The organism is Nonomuraea glycinis (assembly GCF_035920485.1).
Lineage (GTDB): Bacteria > Actinomycetota > Actinomycetes > Streptosporangiales > Streptosporangiaceae > Nonomuraea > Nonomuraea glycinis.
Genome location: NZ_CP109166.1, coordinates 6644445 through 6662931 on the forward strand (window position 1 = coordinate 6644445; position 18487 = coordinate 6662931).

20 protein-coding genes are annotated in these 18487 nt (G+C 71.8%); 10 read left to right on the forward strand and 10 right to left on the reverse strand.

Going from position 1 to position 18487, the window contains the following annotated elements:
- Positions 1–21: 21 nt before the first annotated feature.
- Complete coding sequence (locus OHA68_RS31240) at positions 22–783, forward strand: cyclase family protein (protein WP_327103428.1); 762 nt, start codon at positions 22–24, stop codon at positions 781–783.
- A complete protein-coding gene (locus OHA68_RS31245; protein ID WP_327103429.1) occupies positions 780–2444 on the forward strand; it encodes a thiamine pyrophosphate-binding protein in 1665 nt (554 codons plus the stop codon). Before OHA68_RS31240 ends, OHA68_RS31245 begins: the two co-directional genes overlap by 4 nt.
- On the opposite strand, the gene OHA68_RS31250 is transcribed toward OHA68_RS31245, so the two are convergent.
- The 3 genes from OHA68_RS31250 to dhaK all read right to left on the reverse strand — a co-directional run bounded on the left by OHA68_RS31250 (position 2441) and on the right by dhaK (position 4500).
- The gene (locus OHA68_RS31250) at positions 2441–2803 is read right to left on the reverse strand and encodes a PTS-dependent dihydroxyacetone kinase phosphotransferase subunit DhaM (RefSeq protein WP_327103430.1); all 363 of its coding nucleotides are present in this window, start codon (positions 2801–2803) and stop codon (positions 2441–2443) included. The two genes, OHA68_RS31245 and OHA68_RS31250, sit on opposite strands and share 4 nt — an antisense overlap.
- A 99-nt stretch (positions 2804–2902) precedes the next feature.
- Positions 2903–3520 (reverse strand): dihydroxyacetone kinase subunit DhaL, encoded by a 618-nt coding sequence (gene dhaL / locus OHA68_RS31255; RefSeq protein ID WP_327103431.1) that lies wholly within the window; start codon positions 3518–3520, stop codon positions 2903–2905.
- Positions 3520–4500, reverse strand: coding sequence for a dihydroxyacetone kinase subunit DhaK (gene dhaK / locus OHA68_RS31260; protein ID WP_327103432.1), 981 nt, complete (start codon positions 4498–4500; stop codon positions 3520–3522). The genes dhaL and dhaK overlap by 1 nt, the downstream gene beginning before the upstream one ends.
- Positions 4501–4606: 106 nt before the next feature.
- Here dhaK and OHA68_RS31265 point away from each other — a divergent pair, with 106 nt between their 5' ends.
- Positions 4607–5359, forward strand: coding sequence for a lysophospholipid acyltransferase family protein (locus tag OHA68_RS31265; RefSeq protein WP_189140087.1), 753 nt, complete (start codon positions 4607–4609; stop codon positions 5357–5359).
- A 7-nt stretch (positions 5360–5366) separates the two neighbouring features.
- Here OHA68_RS31265 and OHA68_RS31270 read toward each other — a convergent pair whose 3' ends face one another.
- Together OHA68_RS31270 and OHA68_RS31275 are read right to left on the reverse strand one after the other, a co-directional pair.
- On the reverse strand, positions 5367–6173 hold the full coding sequence (locus tag OHA68_RS31270; RefSeq protein WP_189140088.1) for a serine/threonine-protein kinase: 807 nt from the start codon (positions 6171–6173) through the stop codon (positions 5367–5369).
- Positions 6174–6207: 34 nt separating this feature from the next.
- Positions 6208–7527 carry an MFS transporter gene (locus OHA68_RS31275; protein ID WP_327103433.1) on the reverse strand — a complete coding sequence of 440 codons (1320 nt, stop codon included), beginning with the start codon at positions 7525–7527 and terminating at the stop codon, positions 6208–6210.
- A 68-nt stretch (positions 7528–7595) separates the two neighbouring features.
- On the opposite strand from OHA68_RS31275, the gene OHA68_RS31280 reads away from it, so the two are divergent.
- The 3 genes from OHA68_RS31280 (at position 7596) to OHA68_RS31290 (ending at position 9632) form a co-directional block, all read left to right on the forward strand.
- Positions 7596–8210 (forward strand): helix-turn-helix domain-containing protein, encoded by a 615-nt coding sequence (locus OHA68_RS31280; protein WP_327103434.1) that lies wholly within the window; start codon positions 7596–7598, stop codon positions 8208–8210.
- A gap of 88 nt (positions 8211–8298) precedes the next feature.
- On the forward strand, positions 8299–9036 hold the full coding sequence (locus OHA68_RS31285) for a DUF4142 domain-containing protein (RefSeq protein WP_327103435.1): 738 nt from the start codon (positions 8299–8301) through the stop codon (positions 9034–9036).
- A gap of 110 nt (positions 9037–9146) precedes the next feature.
- Positions 9147–9632 (forward strand): hypothetical protein, encoded by a 486-nt coding sequence (locus OHA68_RS31290; RefSeq protein WP_327103436.1) that lies wholly within the window; start codon positions 9147–9149, stop codon positions 9630–9632.
- Between the two features lie 82 nt (positions 9633–9714).
- Here the strand turns inward: OHA68_RS31290 and OHA68_RS31295 are convergent, their stop codons facing one another.
- Positions 9715–10353 (reverse strand): TetR/AcrR family transcriptional regulator, encoded by a 639-nt coding sequence (locus OHA68_RS31295; protein WP_327103437.1) that lies wholly within the window; start codon positions 10351–10353, stop codon positions 9715–9717.
- A 63-nt stretch (positions 10354–10416) separates the two neighbouring features.
- Here OHA68_RS31295 and OHA68_RS31300 point away from each other — a divergent pair, with 63 nt between their 5' ends.
- Complete coding sequence (locus OHA68_RS31300) at positions 10417–10824, forward strand: RidA family protein (protein ID WP_327103438.1); 408 nt, start codon at positions 10417–10419, stop codon at positions 10822–10824.
- A gap of 47 nt (positions 10825–10871) precedes the next feature.
- On the opposite strand, the gene OHA68_RS31305 is transcribed toward OHA68_RS31300, so the two are convergent.
- Positions 10872–12134 (reverse strand): serine hydrolase domain-containing protein, encoded by a 1263-nt coding sequence (locus tag OHA68_RS31305; RefSeq protein ID WP_327103439.1) that lies wholly within the window; start codon positions 12132–12134, stop codon positions 10872–10874.
- Positions 12135–12333: 199 nt separating this feature from the next.
- Here OHA68_RS31305 and OHA68_RS31310 point away from each other — a divergent pair, with 199 nt between their 5' ends.
- On the forward strand, positions 12334–13746 hold the full coding sequence (locus OHA68_RS31310; RefSeq protein WP_327103440.1) for a WGR domain-containing protein: 1413 nt from the start codon (positions 12334–12336) through the stop codon (positions 13744–13746).
- A 9-nt stretch (positions 13747–13755) separates the two neighbouring features.
- Here OHA68_RS31310 and OHA68_RS31315 read toward each other — a convergent pair whose 3' ends face one another.
- Positions 13756–14718, reverse strand: coding sequence for a TIGR01777 family oxidoreductase (locus OHA68_RS31315; RefSeq protein ID WP_327103441.1), 963 nt, complete (start codon positions 14716–14718; stop codon positions 13756–13758).
- Between the two features lie 281 nt (positions 14719–14999).
- Between OHA68_RS31315 and OHA68_RS31320 the strand changes: the two genes are divergently transcribed.
- The gene (locus OHA68_RS31320) at positions 15000–15758 is read left to right on the forward strand and encodes a VOC family protein (protein ID WP_327103442.1); all 759 of its coding nucleotides are present in this window, start codon (positions 15000–15002) and stop codon (positions 15756–15758) included.
- Between the two features lie 69 nt (positions 15759–15827).
- Here OHA68_RS31320 and OHA68_RS31325 read toward each other — a convergent pair whose 3' ends face one another.
- Entirely contained in the window at positions 15828–16619 is a 792-nt protein-coding gene (locus tag OHA68_RS31325) for a phytanoyl-CoA dioxygenase family protein (RefSeq protein ID WP_327103443.1), read from the reverse strand.
- 92 nt (positions 16620–16711) lie between these two features.
- On the opposite strand from OHA68_RS31325, the gene OHA68_RS31330 reads away from it, so the two are divergent.
- Positions 16712–17581, forward strand: coding sequence for a helix-turn-helix domain-containing protein (locus tag OHA68_RS31330; protein ID WP_327103444.1), 870 nt, complete (start codon positions 16712–16714; stop codon positions 17579–17581).
- A gap of 17 nt (positions 17582–17598) precedes the next feature.
- Here the strand turns inward: OHA68_RS31330 and OHA68_RS31335 are convergent, their stop codons facing one another.
- Positions 17599–18384, reverse strand: coding sequence for a DeoR/GlpR family DNA-binding transcription regulator (locus OHA68_RS31335; protein ID WP_327103445.1), 786 nt, complete (start codon positions 18382–18384; stop codon positions 17599–17601).
- Positions 18385–18487 lie beyond the last annotated feature (103 nt).

The following is an 18487-nucleotide window of genomic DNA, read 5'->3' on the forward strand; positions in this document are numbered from 1 at the left end:
TCAGCCACCAAGGAGGATGACATGTCGGTGTTGCGGAGCTTTATGGACAGCGTGCGTAACGGCTCGATCGAGGTGATCGACCTGACCGCTCCCTTGACCGAGAAGACACCGATCCTCCAGTTGCCCGAGCCGTTCAGCAACACGATCCCGTTCCGGCTGGAGGAGATCAGCCGCTACGACGACCGCGGCCCCGCCTGGTACTGGAACGACATCCACACCGGCGAGCACACCGGCACCCATTTCGACGCGCCGATCCACTGGGTGACCGGGGCCGACGGGCAGGACGTCTCTCAGGTGCCGGTGACCAGCCTGCTGGCGCCCGCCGTGGTGCTCGACTTCGCCGCCCAGGCCGCCGAGGACCCTGACTTCCTGCTCCGGATCGAGCACGTCCAGGAGTGGGAGCGGGTCAACGGCGCCCTGCCCGACGGCGGCTGGCTCCTCTACCGCACCGGCTGGGATGCCAGGTCCGACGACCAGGACCAGTTCCTGAACGGCGCGCGCACTCCCGGCATCTCCGTCGAGTGCGCGAAGTGGCTGGCCGAGGAGACGCCGATCCTCGGGGTGGGGGTGGAGACCGTCGGCACCGACGCGGGGGCCGCCCACTCCTTCGAGCCCGCGTTCCCCTGCCACTCCTTCCTGCTCGGCGCGGGCAAGTACGGCCTGACCCAGCTGCGCGGCCTCGACCGCCTGCCGGTGACCGGGGCCGTGGTGGTGGCCCCGCCGCTGCCCATCGTGGGCGGCTCCGGCAGCCCGGTGCGAGTCCTGGCCCTGGTCGAGCGTTGATCGTCGCCGATGCCGTCGGCGGGGTTCTCGCCGCGGCGGGGGCCGAGGTGGTCTTCGGCGTGGTCGGCAGCGGCAACTTCCACGTCACCAACGCGCTCGTCCGCCACGGCGCGCGGTTCGTCGCGGCCCGGCACGAGGGCGGCGCGGCCACCATGGCCGACGCCTACGCCCGGATGAGCGGCAAGCTCGCGGTCGTCTCCGTGCACCAGGGCCCCGGCTTCACCAACGCGCTCACCGGGCTCGCCGAGGCGGCCAAGAGCCGTACCCCGATGGTGGTGCTGGCCGGGGAGGCCACCGACGCCCGCTCCAACTTCGCCATGGACCAGGACGCGGTGGCCCGCGCGGTGGGCGCGGTGCCCATGCGCGCCGGCGACCCGGGCACGGCCGGGCAGGACGCGCTGGAGGCGTTCCGGATCGCCGTCGAGGAGCGGCGCACGGTCCTGCTCAACCTTCCGCTCGACGTGCAGGCGGCGGCGGCCGGGGAGTCCTGGGAGCGGCTGGAGCGCGCGGCCGGTCGGCTCCGCGACCGGCCTTCGCCCGTCCCGGTGGACGCCCTGCCGGAGGAGGTGGCGGCGCTGGGGCGGCTGCTCATGGCGTCCCGTCGGCCGGTGTTCGTCGCCGGGCGCGGGGCGCGCCGGGCCCGGCGCGAGCTGGAGGAGCTGGCCGAACTCGTTGGCGCCCTGCTGGCCACCTCGGCGGTGGCCCGGGGCCTGTTCCGGGGCAGCCCGTGGGACCTGGACGTGAGCGGCGGGTTCGCCACGCCGCTGGCCGCCGAGCTGATCCGCGACGCGGACCTGGTGGTGGGCTGGGGGTGCGGGCTCAACATGTGGACCACCCGGCACGGGGCGTTGATCGGGCCGGAGGCGAAGGTCGTACAGGTCGATCTCGAGCGGGCGGCCGTGGGCCGTTACGTGCCCGCGGACCTCGGCGTGGTGGGGGACGTGGCGCGGGTGGCCCGGCAGGTCCGGGACGTCGTCGAGCCCTCCGGGCCGCGCGAGGAGCGGGGCTACCGGTCGGCGGTGGTGGCCGGGCGGGTCCGGGAGGAGGGGCGGTGGCGGGCGGTGCCGTACACCGACGAGGGTGGCGACGGGCGGATCGACCCGCGGACGCTCACGATCGGGCTGGACGACCTGCTCCCCGACGAACGGCTCGTCTCCACTGATTCCGGAAATTTCATGGGATATCCCGCGATGATGCTGGATGTCCCTGATGAGGAAGGGTTCTGCTTCACGCAGGCGTTCCAGGCGGTCGGGCTGGGGCTGGCCACCGCCATCGGTGCCGCCGTCGCGCGGCCGGACCGGCTGCCGGTGGCCGCGCTCGGCGACGGCGGGGCCCTGATGAGCGCCGCCGAGCTGGAGACCGTCGTACGCCTCGGGCTGCCGATGCTCGTCGTGGTCTACGACGACGAGGCCTACGGCGCGGAGGTGCACCACTTCGGGCCGCACGGGCACCCGCTGGACACGGTCAGGTTCCCGCCCGCCGACCTGGCGGCCATCGCCCGGGGGCACGGGTTCGACGCCGTCACGGTCACCGAGCCCGCCGATCTGGCCGGGGTGGCCGGCTGGCTGACGGGGCCGCGGGACCGCCCGCTGCTCGTCCACGCCAAGGTCACCCGTGAGCGCCCGTCCTGGTGGCTGGAGGAGGCGTTCAGGGGGCACTAGAGCTTGCGGTGACCGCGCGCCTCCTCGGCGGCGGCGAGCACGCCGGCCAGCGGCAGGCCGCCGCCCGACGCCACGGCCGCCGAGACGGCGCCCTCGACGAACGGCACGTCCGCCAGCACGATCCGCCCCGGCACCTCCAGCAGCCGGGCGGTGAGCACCGAGCTGCCCAGGTCGGGGATGAGAACGACCCCGTCGCCCTGGTCGGCGTCCCGGACCGCCCGCTCGATCAGGTCCACGCTGGCGCCCAGCCCGCCGTCCTCGGTGCCCCCCGCCGCCACGATCGGCACCCGCTCCCCGGCGATCCCCCGCGCCAGCGCCACCGCCTCCTCCGCCAGCCCCGCACTATGGGACACCAGCACCACACCCACCATCAGGAGACCTCCGCCGCGAGCCCGGCGCCGTGGACGATCCCGGCCATCACAAGACCGCCGCACCGCGGGACGGCGCCGAGCGCCTCATCAGGATTCCACCGACGCCAGCGCGGCCATGATGAGCGCTGAGGACGCCGCGCCCGGGTCCTCGTGCCCGATGCTGCGCTCGCCCAGATAGCTCGCCCGCCCCTTGCGGGCCAGCAGCGGGATCGTCGCCAGCGCCCCCTCCTCGGCCGCGCGCGCCGCCCGCTCGAACGCCTCCCGCACCTCCACCCCTTCCTGTACGGCCTGCGTCAGCGCCCTGGAGGCGGGGGCCAGCGCGTCCAGCATGGTCTTGTCACCGGGGACGGCCTTGCCCAGCCGTGCCACCGCCCGCACCCCCGCCTCGAACGCCGTGGCGAACCCGGCCGGCGTGACCGGGGCGTCCAGCGCCTTGCCCATCTGCCGGAACGCCGTGCCGTACAGGGGCCCGGAGGCGCCGCCGACGCGGCGGATCAGAGTGTTGCTCGCGGACAGGAGCACCTGCTCCGGCGAGGTCGGCGGCCATTCGGCCAGGGCCTGCCGCACCTCGGCGAACCCGCGGTCGAGGTTCGTGCCGTGGTCGGCGTCGCCGATGGCGGCGTCGAGCTCGGTCAGGTGGTCGCGGCGCAGCCGGATCAGTTCGGCCATGCCGGCGAACCAGGCGAGGAAGAAGTCGGTGTCCATCAGCGTCCCCAGCGCAGGGCGGGCGTCTCGACGGGCGCGTCCCACAACCGCGTCAGGGTGGCGTCGAGCCGGCAGACCGTCACCGAGAAGCCCTGCATGTCCAGGCTGGTCACGTAGTTGCCCACCAGCGAGCGCGCCACCCGGGCCCCCTTGCCGCGCACGATCGCCTCCACCTCGGCGAAGACCACGTACAGCTCGATCAGCGGGGTGGCGCCCATGCCGTTGACCAGGACGAGCAGGTCGTCCCGCAGCGGCAGGTCGCCGTGGATCGCGGCCATCGCCACCGCCACCAGCTCCCGTGCCGGCGCCATCGGCACCCGGGTCCGGCCCGGCTCGCCGTGGATGCCGATGCCCAGCTCCACCTCGCCCTCCGGCAGATCGAAGGTGGGCCGGCCGGCCGCGGGCGTGGTGCAGGAGGTCAGCGCGATGCCGAAGGAGCGGCTGCGCTCGTTCACCTCGCGCGCCACCCGCGCGACCTCGGCCAGGGGCGCGCCCTCCTCGGCCAGCGCGCCGGCGATCTTCTCCACGAACAGCGTCGCCCCGGTGCCGCGCCGGCCCGCCGTGTAGAGGGAGTCCTGGACGGCCACGTCGTCGTTGACGAGCACGCTCGCCACCTCGACGTCCTCGACGAGCTCGGCGGCCATCTCGAAGTTGAGCACGTCGCCGGTGTAGTTCTTGACGATGTGCAGCACACCGGCGCCGCCGTCGACGGCCTGGGTGGCGTCGATGATCTGGTCGGGCACCGGCGAGGTGAAGATCTCTCCGGGGCAGGCCGCGTCGAGCATGCCGTGCCCGACGAACGCGGCGTGCAGCGGCTCGTGCCCGGAGCCGCCGCCGGAGACCAGGGCGACCTTGCCCGGCCGTGGGGCGTCGGCCCGGTGGACGACTCGGTCGCGGACCCGCAGCGTGGGGTGCGCGGCGGCGAGGCCCGCCAGGGCGTCCTCGACCACGGAGTCGGCCGCGTTGATGAGCTTCTTCATGGTCGTAACATCTGCCCGTTTTCGCCCGGCGGCAAGCGCCGTCGGCGAATCGCTCGCGGCGGGCGGGCATGCCAAGGAACCGGCCGGAATAGGCTACCTTCTGGTCATGGCTGAGATCGTGTACCCGCCGGTGCTGGCCACCGCGCGGACCCTGTTTCGCGTGCTGGACTACCGCTTCCACCTGGAGGGGACCGAGCACGTGCCGCGCTCGGGCGGGGCGGTGCTGGTGAGCAACCACATCAGCTATCTCGACTTCATCTTCGCCGGATACGGCGCGCTGCCGGCCAAGCGGCTGGTGCGCTTCATGGCCAAGAAGGACGTGTTCGACCACCGGATCTCCGGGCCGCTGATGCGCGGCATGCACCACATCCCGGTGGACCGGGAGGCGGGCGCCGGCTCCTACGCCACGGCGCTGCGCATGCTGAAGGCGGGCGAGGTGGTGGGGGTGTTCGCCGAGGGCACGATCAGCCGCTCCTTCACCGTCAAGGAGATCAAGAACGGCGCCATCCGGATGGCGCAGGCGGCCAAGGTGCCGATCATCCCGGTCGGGCTGTGGGGCAGCCAGCGGATCTGGACCAAGGGCAGGAAGAAGCAGCTCCTGCAGCGCCATGTGCCGCTGACCATCCTGGTCGGCGAGCCGATGAATCCGCGCCGGGGCGAGGACGTCGACCAGCACGTGGCCGACCTGCACGCCCGGCTGTCGAGCCTGGTGGACCGGGCGCAGCGGACCTATCCGGAGACCCCGCAGGGCGTCTGGTGGCAGCCCGCGCACCTGGGCGGCACCGCGCCCACCCCCGAGGAGGCGGCCGCCATGGACGAGGAAGAGGCCCGGGCCCGCGCCGCCAAGGCCAAGGACTGAGCGCGGGTTAGATGGCCGCCTGGTAGCTGCCGGCGCGCATGCCCGCGAGCAACCCGGCGGTCTGCTCGTGGGTGAAGCGCCGCACCGGGTCGTTGTGCAGCAGGCCCTCGATGAGCGGGCGCATCACACCGGCCCGGCGCGGCGGCGGGTAGCCGCCGCTGCGGGCCATCCCCAGCACCGTGGCCGCGTCCTGCCCGGGGTAGGGCGGCTGGCCTTCGATGGCGCTGTAGAGCGTGGCGCCGAACGACCACATGTCGGCCTCCTTGCTGGCCGGGCCGCCGTGCAGCCGCTCCGGGGCCATGAACGCGGGTGTGCCGCGCAGCCGCCTGGAGGTGACCTTCCGGATGTCGCCCTCGGCCGTGGCTATGCCGAAGTCGGTCAGCACCACCCGGTCGCCCGTCAGCATGACGTTGGCCGGCTTCACGTCGCGATGCAGCACCGCGGCCTGGTGGGCGGTGCGCAGCGCCGCGAGCAGGTGCTGGCCGATCGCCGCCACCGACTGCGCGGGCAGCGTGCCCACCTGGGAAAGCAACTGGTGAAGAGAGAGCCCGTCGAGGTACTCCATCACGATCCAGAGCTTGCCGCCCTCTTCGATGAGGTCGTGGACCGTGACGATGTTGGGGTGCGACAACCTGGCCGCCATGCGCGCCTCGCGCAGCACGCGCCGGCGCACCATCTCGGCCTCCCCGGCCAGCGTCAGCTCCTTGAGCGCTACCTCTCGGTGCAGAAGCTGGTCGAATGCACGCCAGACGACGCCCATGCCCCCACGACCGGCCTCCTCGTTCAGGAGGTACCGTCCGCCGATCTCCCGCATACCATCCCCTCATTGACGGGGTAATCATGTCATCTCAGCGCAGGCCTTTGGGTGCCGAACGTGATCTGGATATGTCGGGAATCGAAGCGTCGCTGGTCAGAGGCGATGAAATTCGATCGGGTACGACACGCCACAGGAGGCCGACAGCGGCCAAGCAGACGCCCACGGCGCTCAGGAAGACCGCCGGAAGCCCGGCGAACTCGCCCAGCACCCCGCCCAGCACCGCCCCGATCGGCATCCCGCCCATGCCGATCAGCCGGTAGGCGGAGTTCACCCGGCCCAGCAGGTCGGCGGGGATGAGCCGCTGCCGGGCGGAGATGACGAGCACGTTCGCCGCGGCCCCGGCGGCGCCCCACACCACGGCGGTCGGATAGAGCAGCCAGGCGATCGGCAGCAGGACGGGGATCAGGTGCAACAGCGTGCTGATCAACCACAGGCCCAGCAGCGCCCGGCCCTCGCCGAACAGCCGGACGACGCGGTCCGACACCAGCGACCCGGCCACGGCCCCCACGGCGAGCGCCGTCATCACCAGCCCGTAGCCGGCCGGATCCAACCCGATCCGCGACCCGTCGCCGACGACCCACAGCACGAGCACGCCGAAGTAGGCGGCGCTGGCGAAGTTGAGCAGTCCGGCGGAGACGGCCAGCGTGCGCAGGAAGCGATGCCGCCACAGGTAGCGCAGCGCCTCACCGATGTCCCCGGCCATCGACCGCCGCTCGGTGCTGCTTGAGGTGCCCTCGGGTTGAGGGTGACGGTCCGAGAGGCCCGGTCCGGTGGGCTGTGGCCGGAAGCGGCCGCGCATGCCCAGCAGGAGCAGGCCCGCCGCCCCGTACAGCAGGGCCGGGGCGCCGAAGACGGCGGCGGGCAGGAGCGTGACCAGCAGGCCGGCCACGGGCGCGCCGGCGAAGTCGTTGCCGATCGTCTGGGTGCTCACCACGCGCCCGTTCGCCGTGGTGAGGTGGGCGGGTGCGACCGTCATCGGCAGCACCGACTGCGCCGAGACGTCCGCGAACACCTCGCTCACGCAGGCCAGCAGCACGGCCACCAGCATGATCCACAGGTTCATCAGGCCGAGCGCGCCGAGCACGGCCACGGCCAGCAGGACGGCCGCGCGGATCACGTTCGCCAGCACCATGATGCGCCTGCGGTCGAGCCGGTCCGCGAGGGCGCCCGCGTGCAGCGCGAGCAGCAGCCAGGGCAGCGTGGCCGCCGCCCCCACCAGCGCCACCTGGACGGGGGAGCGGGTGAACGTCAGCGCCAGCAGCGGCGCGCCCACCTTCAGCACGCCGTCGGCGAGGTTCGACAGCGCGGTGGCGGACAGCAGGAAGCCGAACGATCGGCCGAGACGCGCCATGACTCACTCCGCTAGTGTGTAAGGAAAGCTGTGCATAGATTACTTTGCAAAGATAGGTTTGCACACCGATGCCGCGCAAGAGCTTTTCCGCCCGGACCCTCGACGCCAACGCGCTCAAGTCCTTCGCCCACCCCCTCCGCCTGCGCCTGTACGAACTGCTGGAGGAGCACGGCCCGTCCACCGCCACCCGGCTCGCCGGACTGGTCGGCCAGAACACCGGCGCGACCAGCTACCACCTGCGCGAGCTGGCCCGGCACGAGATGATCGAGGCGGTGCCCGAGCTGGGGCGCGGCAAGGAGAAATACTGGCGGGTGGCGCCGGGCGGCTTCTCCTACGGCGAGTCGCCCGCCGACGCCGACGCCGCCGGCGCGCTCGCGTTCCTGCTCGACGAGGTCGTACGCCAGCGCGGCGCCGAGCTGACCCGGTGGCGCGAGGAGGCCGACGGCACGCCGGAGGAGTGGGTCCAGGCCAGCGGCCTCGGCCGCCGCTCCCTGCGGCTCACGGCCGGGGAGACGGCGGGGATGCGGGACGAAATCTTCGAGGTGCTGGAGCGTTACCGCGCCCTCTCGGATCGCCGGATCAGCGCCTCCCCGGGCGCCCCAGATCCCGGCACGGCGCACGTGATCGTGCACTTCGACGTCTTCCCCGTGGGGGTCGAGGAGGTGGACGGGCCGGCGCGGTGAACGATCTCGCGCTGCCGTGCGTACCCCCTGTAGATCGGTGCATAACCGGTCGAGTCATACCCGACGATCCGGAAGGGGATGACGGCAGATGCGCTCTCGACGTGGCCGTCTCGTTCTCGCCGCCGCGTGCGGCGCCGTCGCGCTCACCACCGCCGCCTGCTCCCTGCCCGCGGGCGTGCGCAGCGCCGACACCGCGAGGGTCGCCGACGCCGCCTCGTTACCCGCGGAGGAGATCCCGGAAGATCAGCTGGCGCCGGCCGCCACCAGCCTCACCCAACCGGACCCGTCGGCGGCGCCCGCGGCGCCCGCGGCGACGGCGGGCGGCAAGGACGACAACAGCACCTGGCCCACGAAATGGGGTCCGCTGTCGCCCCTCGACCGTGACCTGATCAAGAAGGTACGGCTCGCCACGCTGTGGGAGATGACGATGGCCCAGGAGGCGATCCAGCGCGCCAGCAGCGCCAAGGTGCGGACGATCAGCAAGGAGATCGCCGCGCAGCATCACGTACTGGACAAAGGGGCCCTCGACCTGGCGAAGAAGTTCGACATCCGGCTGCCGGTGAAGCCCACCGAGGATCAGGCGCGCTGGATGGCCGACATCACCAGCAGGACCGGGCGGGACTACGACGTCACCTACGTCAAGTGGCTGCGGCTGGCGCACGGCGGGATCTTCCCCGCGATCGGCTCGGTGCGCGGGACCACCCAGAACACGCTGGTGCGCAAGTACGCGGAGGAGTGCAACGCGGCGGTGCTGAACCACCAGCGGCTGCTGGAGAGCACCGGCCTGGCCGGCCCCGACGCCTTCCCGACCCCGCCCCCGGTCTGACCCCTTCTCATGAGACCTTCATCTTCCGCAGAGATCACTTTCAGCTGACACGGTGACCATGGACGGCACAGGCCGAGACAGGGAGACGGGTCACCATGGGCTCAGTGAAGATGAGCGCGACATTCATGCGGCGGGCGCTGGCCGCACTGACGGCGATCGCCGTCTTAGGCGCGGCGTTCGAACTGTTCGCCGAGCGGCACTGGCGCAGCCCGCAGCAGCTCGTCCCGTGGGCCGCCCTCGCGCTTCTGGCCGTCGCCGTGGTCCTGCTGCTGCTCAAGGAGTCTCGCGGGCTGACCCGCACGATCAGGGTGATCGCGGGCGCGGTGCTGCTGGCCTCCGCCATCGGGGTGTACGCGCACGTGTCCGCCAACTTCACCATGGGCTCGTTCGACGAGAGTCTCGACGGGACCTGGGCCGGCATGTCCGTCGTCTCGCAGTACTGGTCCGCGCTCACCAAGGCGGTCGGCGACGCGCCCCCGCTGGCGCCCGGCATGCTCGCCCAGGCGGCCCTGCTGGTGCTGCTGGCCACCTTCGCCGGCTCCGGGACGGCGGCGACGGAGTCCCGGCACCGCCGGGCCATGGCCGACGCCGACTGACGTCGCCGGCGTCTCCCAGGCCATGGCTGTCGCCAACTTGACGTCACCGGCGTCTCCCGGGCCGGGAGAGCGGCCGTAGGACTCAGTCCGGCTGCGATCCGGCGTCCGGGCCGGACAACGGCCGCCAGCCGTGCTCGACCGATCGGCGGCATCTGCCGGGCTCGTCACCCGCGCCGACGAACAGCGCGGTCAGCATGGGCACGCCGTGGTCGAGCGTCTGGCGGGGCAGCGGGCCGCCCGCGACCAGGGAGACCAGACCGTGGGCGACGGCCCAGCTCTGGATCGCGAGTTCCAAGGGGACGGTGCCGGCGTGGAAGCGGCCGGTGTCCCTGGCGCGCAGGACGGCCTGGACCAGGTATTCCAGGGTCGCGTCCGCGGCCTTGAGGTCTTCGAGGTCGACGCTCGCGTCGAACATGACCCGGTAGAGGTCAGGGTGGTCCAGGGCGTTGCGGAGGTAGGCCGCGATCAGGGCGGTCAGGTCCCGCACCGGGTCCGTGGACATCGTCATCGTCGTGAACCGGGCGCCCAGGCGGGTGAAGCCCTCCTGCCGCAGGGCCTGCCACATGCCGTCCATGCCGCCGAAGTAGGTGTAGACGGCCATCGTCGACACGCCCGTCCCCGCCACCAGCGAGCGCAGGGTGATGGGCTCGCGGGTGCGCAGCATGTGCGCGGCCCGCTCGATGAGCAGGGTGCGGACCGCCGGATCCTTCGTCCTCGCCATGGCACCAGAATACATAGCATTGCACTGCTATAGTATCGAGGCACCCACGAACAAGGAGGCCGCATGCCCATCACCCTGGTGAACCCCGACGGATTGCCCAAGCCCGAGATCTACCGGCAGGTGTCGATCGCCACGGGGTCGAAGCTGGTGTTCGTCGCCGGCCAGGTCGCCCGCGACGCCGACGGCGGCCGGGTCGGCGAAGGCGACCTCGTCGCCCAGGCCGAGCAGTGCTACCTCAACGTCGGCACCGCCCTGGCCGGGATCGGCGGCTCCTTCGACGACGTGGCGAAACTGACCGTCTACGTCGTCGACTGGAGCCTCGACAAGATGCCCCTGTTCCTGGAAGGGGTCTCCCGCGCCGCCGCGAAGCTGGGGGTCGCCCCGGTCCCGCCGGCCACCCTGGTGGGCGTCGCCGCCCTGGCCGAGCCTGACATCCTGCTGGAGGTCGAGGCCACCGCCGTCCTCGACTGACCCCGCGCGTACGGTCGGACCTCGCCGCACTGATCTGCGGGACGTGGCTAGAAGTAGCGTGAGGTCAGGTCGGTCGTCGGCCAGGAGGAGACGCCGTTCGTCGCCGTGCCCAGGATCGGGTCGATCGAGCCGAACGACGGTGCGTCGCCCTCCTGCCTGCGGTTGAACAGCGCGCAGTAGCTGACCCCGTGCTGAATCCTGGCCAGGAAGCCGAAGGTGCCCGGCATCGAGCCGGTGTGCCAGGTGTTGAGGCCGCCCGCGTTGTTCGCGCGCACGTTCCAGCCGAGCCCGTACCAGGACCCGCCGGACCCGACGCCGATCTCCGGCTTGGCGAAGACCCGGCCGATCGAGGTGGCGTTCAGCACGGGTCCGGCCTTGTCGAAGGCGAAGCCCCACTTGACCAGGTCCACGGCCGAGCCCAGCCAGCCGCCGTTGGCGTCCTGGTTGGCCATGTTGAAGCCGCCGTAGGGGTAGGGGACGGTCGCGCCGTCGTCGTCGAGCACGCTCTTGCGCGTGTACTGGGACACGTAGCCGACCTCGGCGGCGAACGCCTGCTCGGCCGCTGAACGGCCGAGCAGCATCCGGGTGATGCCGGCGGGCGCCAGGATCCGCTGCTTGACGTACGACTCGTAGCTCATGCCGGAGACCTTGGCGATGATCCGGCCGAGCAGCAGGTAGCCGTAGTTGCTGTAGGCGTAGCGGGAACCGGGGGTGAAGTCGAGCTTCCTGGCGGTGGCGTACCGCATGATGTCGGCGTGCCCGATCGGCAGCGGCGCGTCGAGCGCGGCCGAGATGGTGTGGTCGGCCCAGAGCTGGTCGAGGGAGGCGTCGCGGTCCCAGCCGCCGGTGTGCTGCATGAGCCGCCACAGCGTCACGTCCGCCAGCCGCGGGTCGGCGGTGGCGGACAGGCCCAGCAGCTGGGTCACGGGGGTGCCGAGGGTCAGCTTGCCGTCCTGGGCCAGGCGGGCGATGGCGGCGGCGGTGATGCTCTTGCTGAGGCTGGCGATCCGGAACAGCGACGTCGGCTGCACGAGCCTGAGGGAGCCGCTGTAGGTGTAGTTGCCGTAGCCGCGGGCCAGGAGGATCTTGCCGTTCTTGGCGACGGCGAGCTGCGCGCAGCTGATGTCGCGCTCGGCGATGAACTTCTTCATCGCCGTGTCGAAGCCGGCCAGCTGTTTGGGCACCACGCCGGTCGTCGGGGGCGCGGCCGTGCCGGCCTGCGCGGGCCCGGAGCCGAGGGCGAGAGCGGGGACGGTGAGTGCGCCCGACTGGATGAGGCGGCGCCTGCTGAGCATGGTCACGAAGGGCATGTCTAACGGAAATCGGCCGTCCTTGTCACCGCTTTTCGGACATTCCCCTCGAAACGGGGAGTCGGGGGGTGGTCAGGTGCCTGCGTCAGGCCGTGGTCGACGCCAGTCTTCTGGAGATCAGGAAATATCCGTCTTTGTCACCGCCATGCTCTAGCGTCTCGGGGAGTTGATCAGCCCTGGACCATCTGGAGAGCGGGACATGACCTACCTTGAACTGTCCGAGGACGGCGGCGGAGCGCACAAGTTCTACGAGGTGATCGTGTCCGGAACGCAGGTCGCGATCACTTACGGGCGCATCGGGGAGAGCGGCCAGACCAAGGTCAGCGCGTTCGCCGACCAGGCCAAGGCACAGGCCGTGGCCGCCAAGAAGATCGGCGAGAAGGTCCGCAAGGGCTACGCGCCCGCCGTACGAGGCGTCCGGCAGCGCAGGGCGGTCACCCGCAGAGCCATCGCCAGCAGCCGCTCCACCGCCCAGCAGGCGCCCGTCCTGTGGCGTTTCGACAGCGGCGCCGCCGCCTTCGGGATCTTCGTCGACGAGGAGCGCTGCTGGGTCGGCAACCAGCACGGCGACGTCTACACCGTCACGCACACCGGCACCGTCACGAACCGCTACCGCCTGCCCGAGGGCGTCAAGTGCATCGTCGCCGACGACTTCTGGATCTACGCGGGCTGCGACGACGGCAAGGTGTACGACCTCAGCGGCAAGGTCCCGAGGGCCGCGTATGAGATCACCGCCGACGTGGACATCTACTGGCTCGACATCCACGACGGCGTCCTCGGCGTCTCCGACGGGGCCGGGCGGATCACCACGATCGACTACGAGGACGAGTTCCAGTGGGCGCGCACCGGCCGGGGTGACTCCGGCTGGATGGTCAGGTGCGACGAGACCGGCGTCTACCACGGGCACTCCAACGGCGTGGCCCGCTACAACGTGGAGGACGGCACGCCCGTCTGGGAGAGCTCGCTCGTGGACGAGGTGCTGTTCGGCTGGCAGGAGGAGCACGCGGTCTACGCCGGCACCGCCCGGCGCTCCGTACACCGCCTGGCCAAGAGCGACGGCCGGGTCGAGGCCGTCTACCGATGCGACGGCGCCGTCTACTCGTGCGCCACCTCGCCGGGAGGCCGCTACGTCTTCGCGGGCGACAACCACTCCTCGGTCTACTGCTTCGACGCCTCCGGTGAGCGGCTGTGGAAGCTCGGCACCGGCTGCGGCTCGGCCTTCTCCATGCAGTTCCTCGACGACCGGCTCTACATCGTCACCACCGACGGCTCGCTGGCCTGCATCGACGCGAGCGAGGCCGCGATCACGGCGGCCCGCGCGGGCACCGTGCCGCAGCGGGTGGACGTGAAGGCGGCGGCGTCGCTGGCGACGGTCGAGCCGTCGGTCACGCTGGAGACCACCACCGACGCGGCGAACGGCGTGATCGTGGAGTGCCTGCGCGAGGGTGAGCGGTTGCGGGTCCGCGTGGTCACGCCCGGCCACGAGCCGTGGAACGTGCAGTTTCCCAAGGAGATCCGCGAACCGGGCGCCCGCTACCTCGTCGACGGCGTCCGCTCCGCGGGGCGCGGCGGCTTCTACCGCGTCTACGGGGAGATCAGGCGCCTGCTCTGACCCGTTCCGTCAACGGATGTCGTGGGGGATAGGCCCGCCGCGCACGCGTCGGACGAGGTCGTCGGCGGCCTCCGGCCACCGGGGGTGGTCGAAGGCGAAACCCGCCTCCAGGAGGCGGCCGGGGGTGACGCGGCGGCTTTTCAGCAGGAGCTCGGTGTCCGAGCGCAGCGCGAACGCGCCGAGTTCGGCCATCCACCTCGTCGCGGGCAGGCCCACCGGGACACCCCACGCGGCCCGCAGCACGCGCATGAACGTGCGCTGCGGTAAGGGATCGGGAGCGGCGAGGTTGACCGGCCCGGTGAGGTCGTCCCGGTCGGCCAGGAACTCGACGGCGCGGACGAAGTCGCGGTCGTGGATCCAGGAGATGTACTGGGCGCCGCCCGCGATCGGGCCGCCGAGGCCGAGCCGCGTCAGCCGCAGCAAGGTGTCGAGGACGCCGCCGCGATCAGGGCTCATCACCATGGCGGTGCGCAGGCCGACCTTGCGCGTGCGCGGGGTCTCGGCGCGCTCCTGCGCCCGCTCCCACGCCTTCGCGATCTCCACGCTGTAGGCCCAGTAGCCCGGGACGCCGCTCTCGGCGCCGCCGATGACGCCGGTCGTCTCGTCGTTGGCCGCGTCGAAGCGGTGGGCGTAGACGGTGGCGGTGCTCATCTGCAACCAGACCCGGGGAGGCCGTACGGCGGCGGCGATCGCCTCGCCCACGACCCTGGCCGAGTGCACCCGCGAGTCCATCATGGCGCGCAGGTTGGCCGCGGTGTAGCGGCAGTTGACGCTGCGACCGGCCAGGTTGACGACGAGGTCGCTGCCGTCGATCTCCGCCGCCCACGGGCCCAGGCTCTCGCCGTCCCAGCGGACCTCACGCTCGCGCGCCGGCCGTCTGGTCAGGACCACGACCTCATGGCCCGCCGCGGTCAGCGCGCGATTCAGGATCGTGCCTACCTGCCCGGCTCCGCCGGGTATCACAATCTTCATCGGGGCCCCCCCAGGCGTCTGGGACGACCCTAGCGCAGCGAGTTGAACGCGTTCAAAACGGGCCCCACCCGAGGGCTTCGGCCACCGGCGCGACATCGGATGTCCGCGCGGACGTCGCCGTGGTGGCGGCGGGGGAGGGCCATGCTCAAGTCCCGGTCTGCCGCCGGTCAAACATGGTTCGTTTGTGCTGGTCGTACTTGTTTTGCGGGGGACCCATGCCAGGCTCGGAGTGACGGGTGGCGCCCTCGCACCACCGTCACATAGTGACTATGGAGCACACCATGCTCACCACCCAGTTCCTGCCCGGCTCACTGTGCTGGATCGAGCTCGACAGTTTCAACATCGAGATCGCGAAGCGGTTCTACGGTGGCCTGTTCGGCTGGGAGTTCCAGGACCAGGTGCCCGAGTACACCTTCTGTCAGGTCGGCGGCAGGAACGTCGCCGGGATCGGCGTGCTCATGGGGGAGGCGGTCACCTCGGCCTGGATCCCCTACTTCTCGGTGGAGGACTGCGAGGCCACCACCCGGACCGTCGAGCCGGCGGGCGGCACCGTCGTGCTGCAGCCGGTGGAGCTGGCGCCCCAGGGGCAGACGGCACAGTTCAGGGATCCGGCCGGCGCCCGGTTCGCGGTCTGGCGGCCCGCCGAAATCCTCGGGGTGGACCTGGTGAACGAACCCGGCTCGCTGACCTGGGTCGGGCTGCGCGCGCCCGACAGCACGGCCGTCCGCGCCTTCTACAAGTCGGTCCTGGGCTGGCGGTTCGAGGACAGGCCGATGGGGGACACGACCTACCCGCTGATCTTCCCGGCCGGCGGCGACGCCGACTCGTCCCTGGGCGGCCTGCTCCCGCTCGAGCCCGGTGATCCGCCGCACTGGCTGGCCTACTTCGAGGTGCGCGACTGCGACGCCGCCGTGGCGGACTGCCGCGAGCTCGGCGGTACGGTCCACGCCCCGGCGGAGGACGTGAAGGGCGTGGGCCGGCTGGCGGTGCTGACCGACCCGCACGAGGCCCGCTTCGCCGTCGTCACCAGCTCCGCCTGACAGCCGCCGCCCAGCCCGGCCTGACGGTCATCACCCAGGTGTCACCGCAGGCGAGCCGGGTGGCGGTCGTCAGGCCCAGGGGCGGGGGAAGGTGTCGCCGTCCAGCCGGTCGCCCGCCGTGAGGCCGAGGGGGTCGGTCACGACGTGCGAGGTCCCGCTGTAGGCGGTCGCCTCGTCCATGTAGATGGTGACATGCGCCAGCCGGGCCTGATCGGTGCGGTTGGGCAGCGCCATGTGGCCGGTGTAGCCGCTGTGGAAGGTGCAGTCGCCGGCGCGCAGTGGCAGGGTGACGCGGGGGATCCAGCGCAGGGACGGGTCCGCCGCGAACAGGTCCTCCTCCTGGTGCAGGTCCTGCGGGCGCAGGCCGGTGCGATGCTGGGTGCCCGGCAGGAAGGTCATGCAGCCGCGCTCCGGCGGGACGTCGACCAGGGCGATCCACGCCGACAGCGGGAGTCGGTCGCCCGCGTGCGGCCAGTACGGACGGTCCTGGTGGAACTCGGTGGCGGCGTTGTTGTGCGGCTCCTTGACCAGCATCTGGTCGTGCCAGAGCCGCAGCGGGAACCCGGCGAGCTGTTCGGCGATCCGGCCGAGCCGCCGGTCCAGCGTGAGCTCCCGGAGCGTCCGGTCACGCTGCCAGACGTTGACGAGCTGGCTGAAGACGCCCCGCTGCTCCAGGCTCTCCGCACGATGCGCCGCCAGGAACGCCTCCGCGCCGGCCCGGAAGCGCTCGGCCCGCTCCGGCTCGAGAACGCCTCGCACTCGGACGAATCCGTGCTCGCGGTAGGCCTGGACAAGCTCGTCCGGCACCGTGCCGTCCGCGCCGAGGTCGCTACGGGACTGCTCGGTCGTGGTCGTTGTCATCGCTGACCTCCAGAGTGGGGATGCTCCCAGCGTCGTCGCGGGCCGCCGCCGCGGGCTAGCCCTATTCCGGCGAGTAGTCGTACGATCCCGACATGCCTGCCACGCTGCACGAGCACGCGCTGTTCGCCGGGGGCCCGGTCCTGGGAGGCGTTCACCGGCTGGACGCCGGCATCGAGCCGCACGCGCACGACTTTCTCGAGATCGCGGTGATCGGCGCCGGCAGCGGCCGGCATGTGACCAGCCAGGGCGAGCAGGCGCTGAGGCTCGGCGCGGTCATCGTGCTCCGGCCGGGCGCCTGGCACGGGTTCCGGGACTGCGCCGGCCTGACCGTCGCCAACTGCTGCGTGTCCACCCAGGCGCTGCGGAGCGAGCTGGCGGCCCTGTCCGACATCCCGATGCTGCGCCGGGTGCTGTGGACCGACCCGGTGGCGTCCGGGACGCACGGCGTGGCCGTCACGAGCGTCGATCCGGCCGCCGCCGAGGAGGCCATCGCGGAGATCGGCCTGCTCGAACGGGACCTCGGGGCCGGTCAGGCCCGGCCGGGCCGCGTGCTGGGCAGGCTGGTCACGGTGCTCGGCATCCTGGTCGACGGCCGTGCTCCGGAACGGGAGGCGCCCGGCCCGGCCGTCCATCCCGCGGTCGCCGCCACGGTCGCCCGGCTGGAGGCGGCGCCCGAGGTGCCGTGGCGACTGGACGAGCTCGCCCGGGCGGTCAGCCTGGATCCCGCCTATCTCGGCCGGCTGTTCGGGCAGTACACCGGGGTGACTCCGCTGGGCTTCCTGGCCCGGTTGCGGGCCGAGCGCGCCGCGACGTTGCTGGCCCACTCGACCCTGCCGGTCGCCCGGGTCGGTGCCGCCGTCGGCTGGGACGACCCGACGTACTTCGCCCGCCGATTCCGGACGCTGGTCGGGCTGACGCCCACGGAATACCGGCGACGTAGCGGACCCACGCGGGGCTGTTAGAAATAACGCCGATCGTGTTATAACTGTGCGACTTGCACGTTGGCGTGGTGGTCCCGCAGCCGTTGCAGCAGCTCGTGCGGCGCGTTCGAGTCGACCACGATGACGTCGAAGTCGGCGAGCGGCGCGACCCGGTGCAGTGCCACGCGGGCCAGCTTGGAGCCGTCCACGGCCAGGATGCGCCGCCCGCCCGAGCGCAGCATCGCCCGCTTGACCAGGACGATCTCCTGCTCCTGGTGGAAGGCGTACTGGTCGGAGACCGCCGAGGTGGAGACCACCACCACGTCGGTGCTCACCGCGTCGACCGCCTCGACGCAGCCGAGGCCGAGGAAGGAGTCATGGGTGGCGTGATATTCACCGCCGAGCGCGATGAGCCGGATGTCAGGATTGCCGGCGAGTAGCCTGATCGCTTCAAGGAAGTTCGTCACGACGGTCAGCGGCGCCGCCTCGGCCAGATGGCCGGCGACGGCGAGCGCCGTGGTCGAGTCGTCGAGCATGACGGAGCTGCCCGGCTCGATCAGGCCGGCCACCAGCCGGGCGATGGCGTCCTTCTCGGCGGTGTGCGCCTTGAGCCGGTAGGCGATGTTGCTCTCCCAGACGTTGGAGGCCTGGGCGGTGACGCCGCCGCGCACCTTGCGCACCATCCCCTGGCGCTCCAGCTCGTCGAGGTCGCGGTGGACGGTCATCACGCTCACGGCGAAGCTCTCGGCGAGCTCGGTCACCGAGACCGAACCCTGGCGCACGATGTGCTCGGCCATCTCCTGCCGCCGCGCGGACCTGCCGGAGATGTGCTGCCGTGCGTTCACCTGAGCTCCCACCTTCTCCTGGACCGCGCGAATCCTACTCTTGACAGCCATCTTGGGCGACTCATACCGTCCCTTTTAACAAATCTGGCGTTAAGTTAACACT

Coding starts and splice junctions, on each gene's coding strand:
- OHA68_RS31265 (WP_189140087.1), top strand. CDS start 4,607: ATGGCTGAGATCGTGTACCCGCCGGTGCTGGCCACCGCGCGGACCCTG.
- OHA68_RS31290 (WP_327103436.1), top strand. CDS start 9,147: ATGAGCGCGACATTCATGCGGCGGGCGCTGGCCGCACTGACGGCGATC.
- OHA68_RS31310 (WP_327103440.1), top strand. CDS start 12,334: ATGACCTACCTTGAACTGTCCGAGGACGGCGGCGGAGCGCACAAGTTC.
- OHA68_RS31270 (WP_189140088.1), bottom strand. CDS start 6,173: ATGCGGGAGATCGGCGGACGGTACCTCCTGAACGAGGAGGCCGGTCGT.
- OHA68_RS31325 (WP_327103443.1), bottom strand. CDS start 16,619: ATGACAACGACCACGACCGAGCAGTCCCGTAGCGACCTCGGCGCGGAC.
- OHA68_RS31280 (WP_327103434.1), top strand. CDS start 7,596: ATGCCGCGCAAGAGCTTTTCCGCCCGGACCCTCGACGCCAACGCGCTC.
- OHA68_RS31295 (WP_327103437.1), bottom strand. CDS start 10,353: ATGGCGAGGACGAAGGATCCGGCGGTCCGCACCCTGCTCATCGAGCGG.
- OHA68_RS31300 (WP_327103438.1), top strand. CDS start 10,417: ATGCCCATCACCCTGGTGAACCCCGACGGATTGCCCAAGCCCGAGATC.
- OHA68_RS31330 (WP_327103444.1), top strand. CDS start 16,712: ATGCCTGCCACGCTGCACGAGCACGCGCTGTTCGCCGGGGGCCCGGTC.
- OHA68_RS31305 (WP_327103439.1), bottom strand. CDS start 12,134: ATGCCCTTCGTGACCATGCTCAGCAGGCGCCGCCTCATCCAGTCGGGC.
- dhaL (WP_327103431.1), bottom strand. CDS start 3,520: ATGGACACCGACTTCTTCCTCGCCTGGTTCGCCGGCATGGCCGAACTG.
- OHA68_RS31285 (WP_327103435.1), top strand. CDS start 8,299: ATGCGCTCTCGACGTGGCCGTCTCGTTCTCGCCGCCGCGTGCGGCGCC.
- dhaK (WP_327103432.1), bottom strand. CDS start 4,500: ATGAAGAAGCTCATCAACGCGGCCGACTCCGTGGTCGAGGACGCCCTG.
- OHA68_RS31315 (WP_327103441.1), bottom strand. CDS start 14,718: ATGAAGATTGTGATACCCGGCGGAGCCGGGCAGGTAGGCACGATCCTG.
- OHA68_RS31240 (WP_327103428.1), top strand. CDS start 22: ATGTCGGTGTTGCGGAGCTTTATGGACAGCGTGCGTAACGGCTCGATC.
- OHA68_RS31320 (WP_327103442.1), top strand. CDS start 15,000: ATGCTCACCACCCAGTTCCTGCCCGGCTCACTGTGCTGGATCGAGCTC.
- OHA68_RS31275 (WP_327103433.1), bottom strand. CDS start 7,527: ATGGCGCGTCTCGGCCGATCGTTCGGCTTCCTGCTGTCCGCCACCGCG.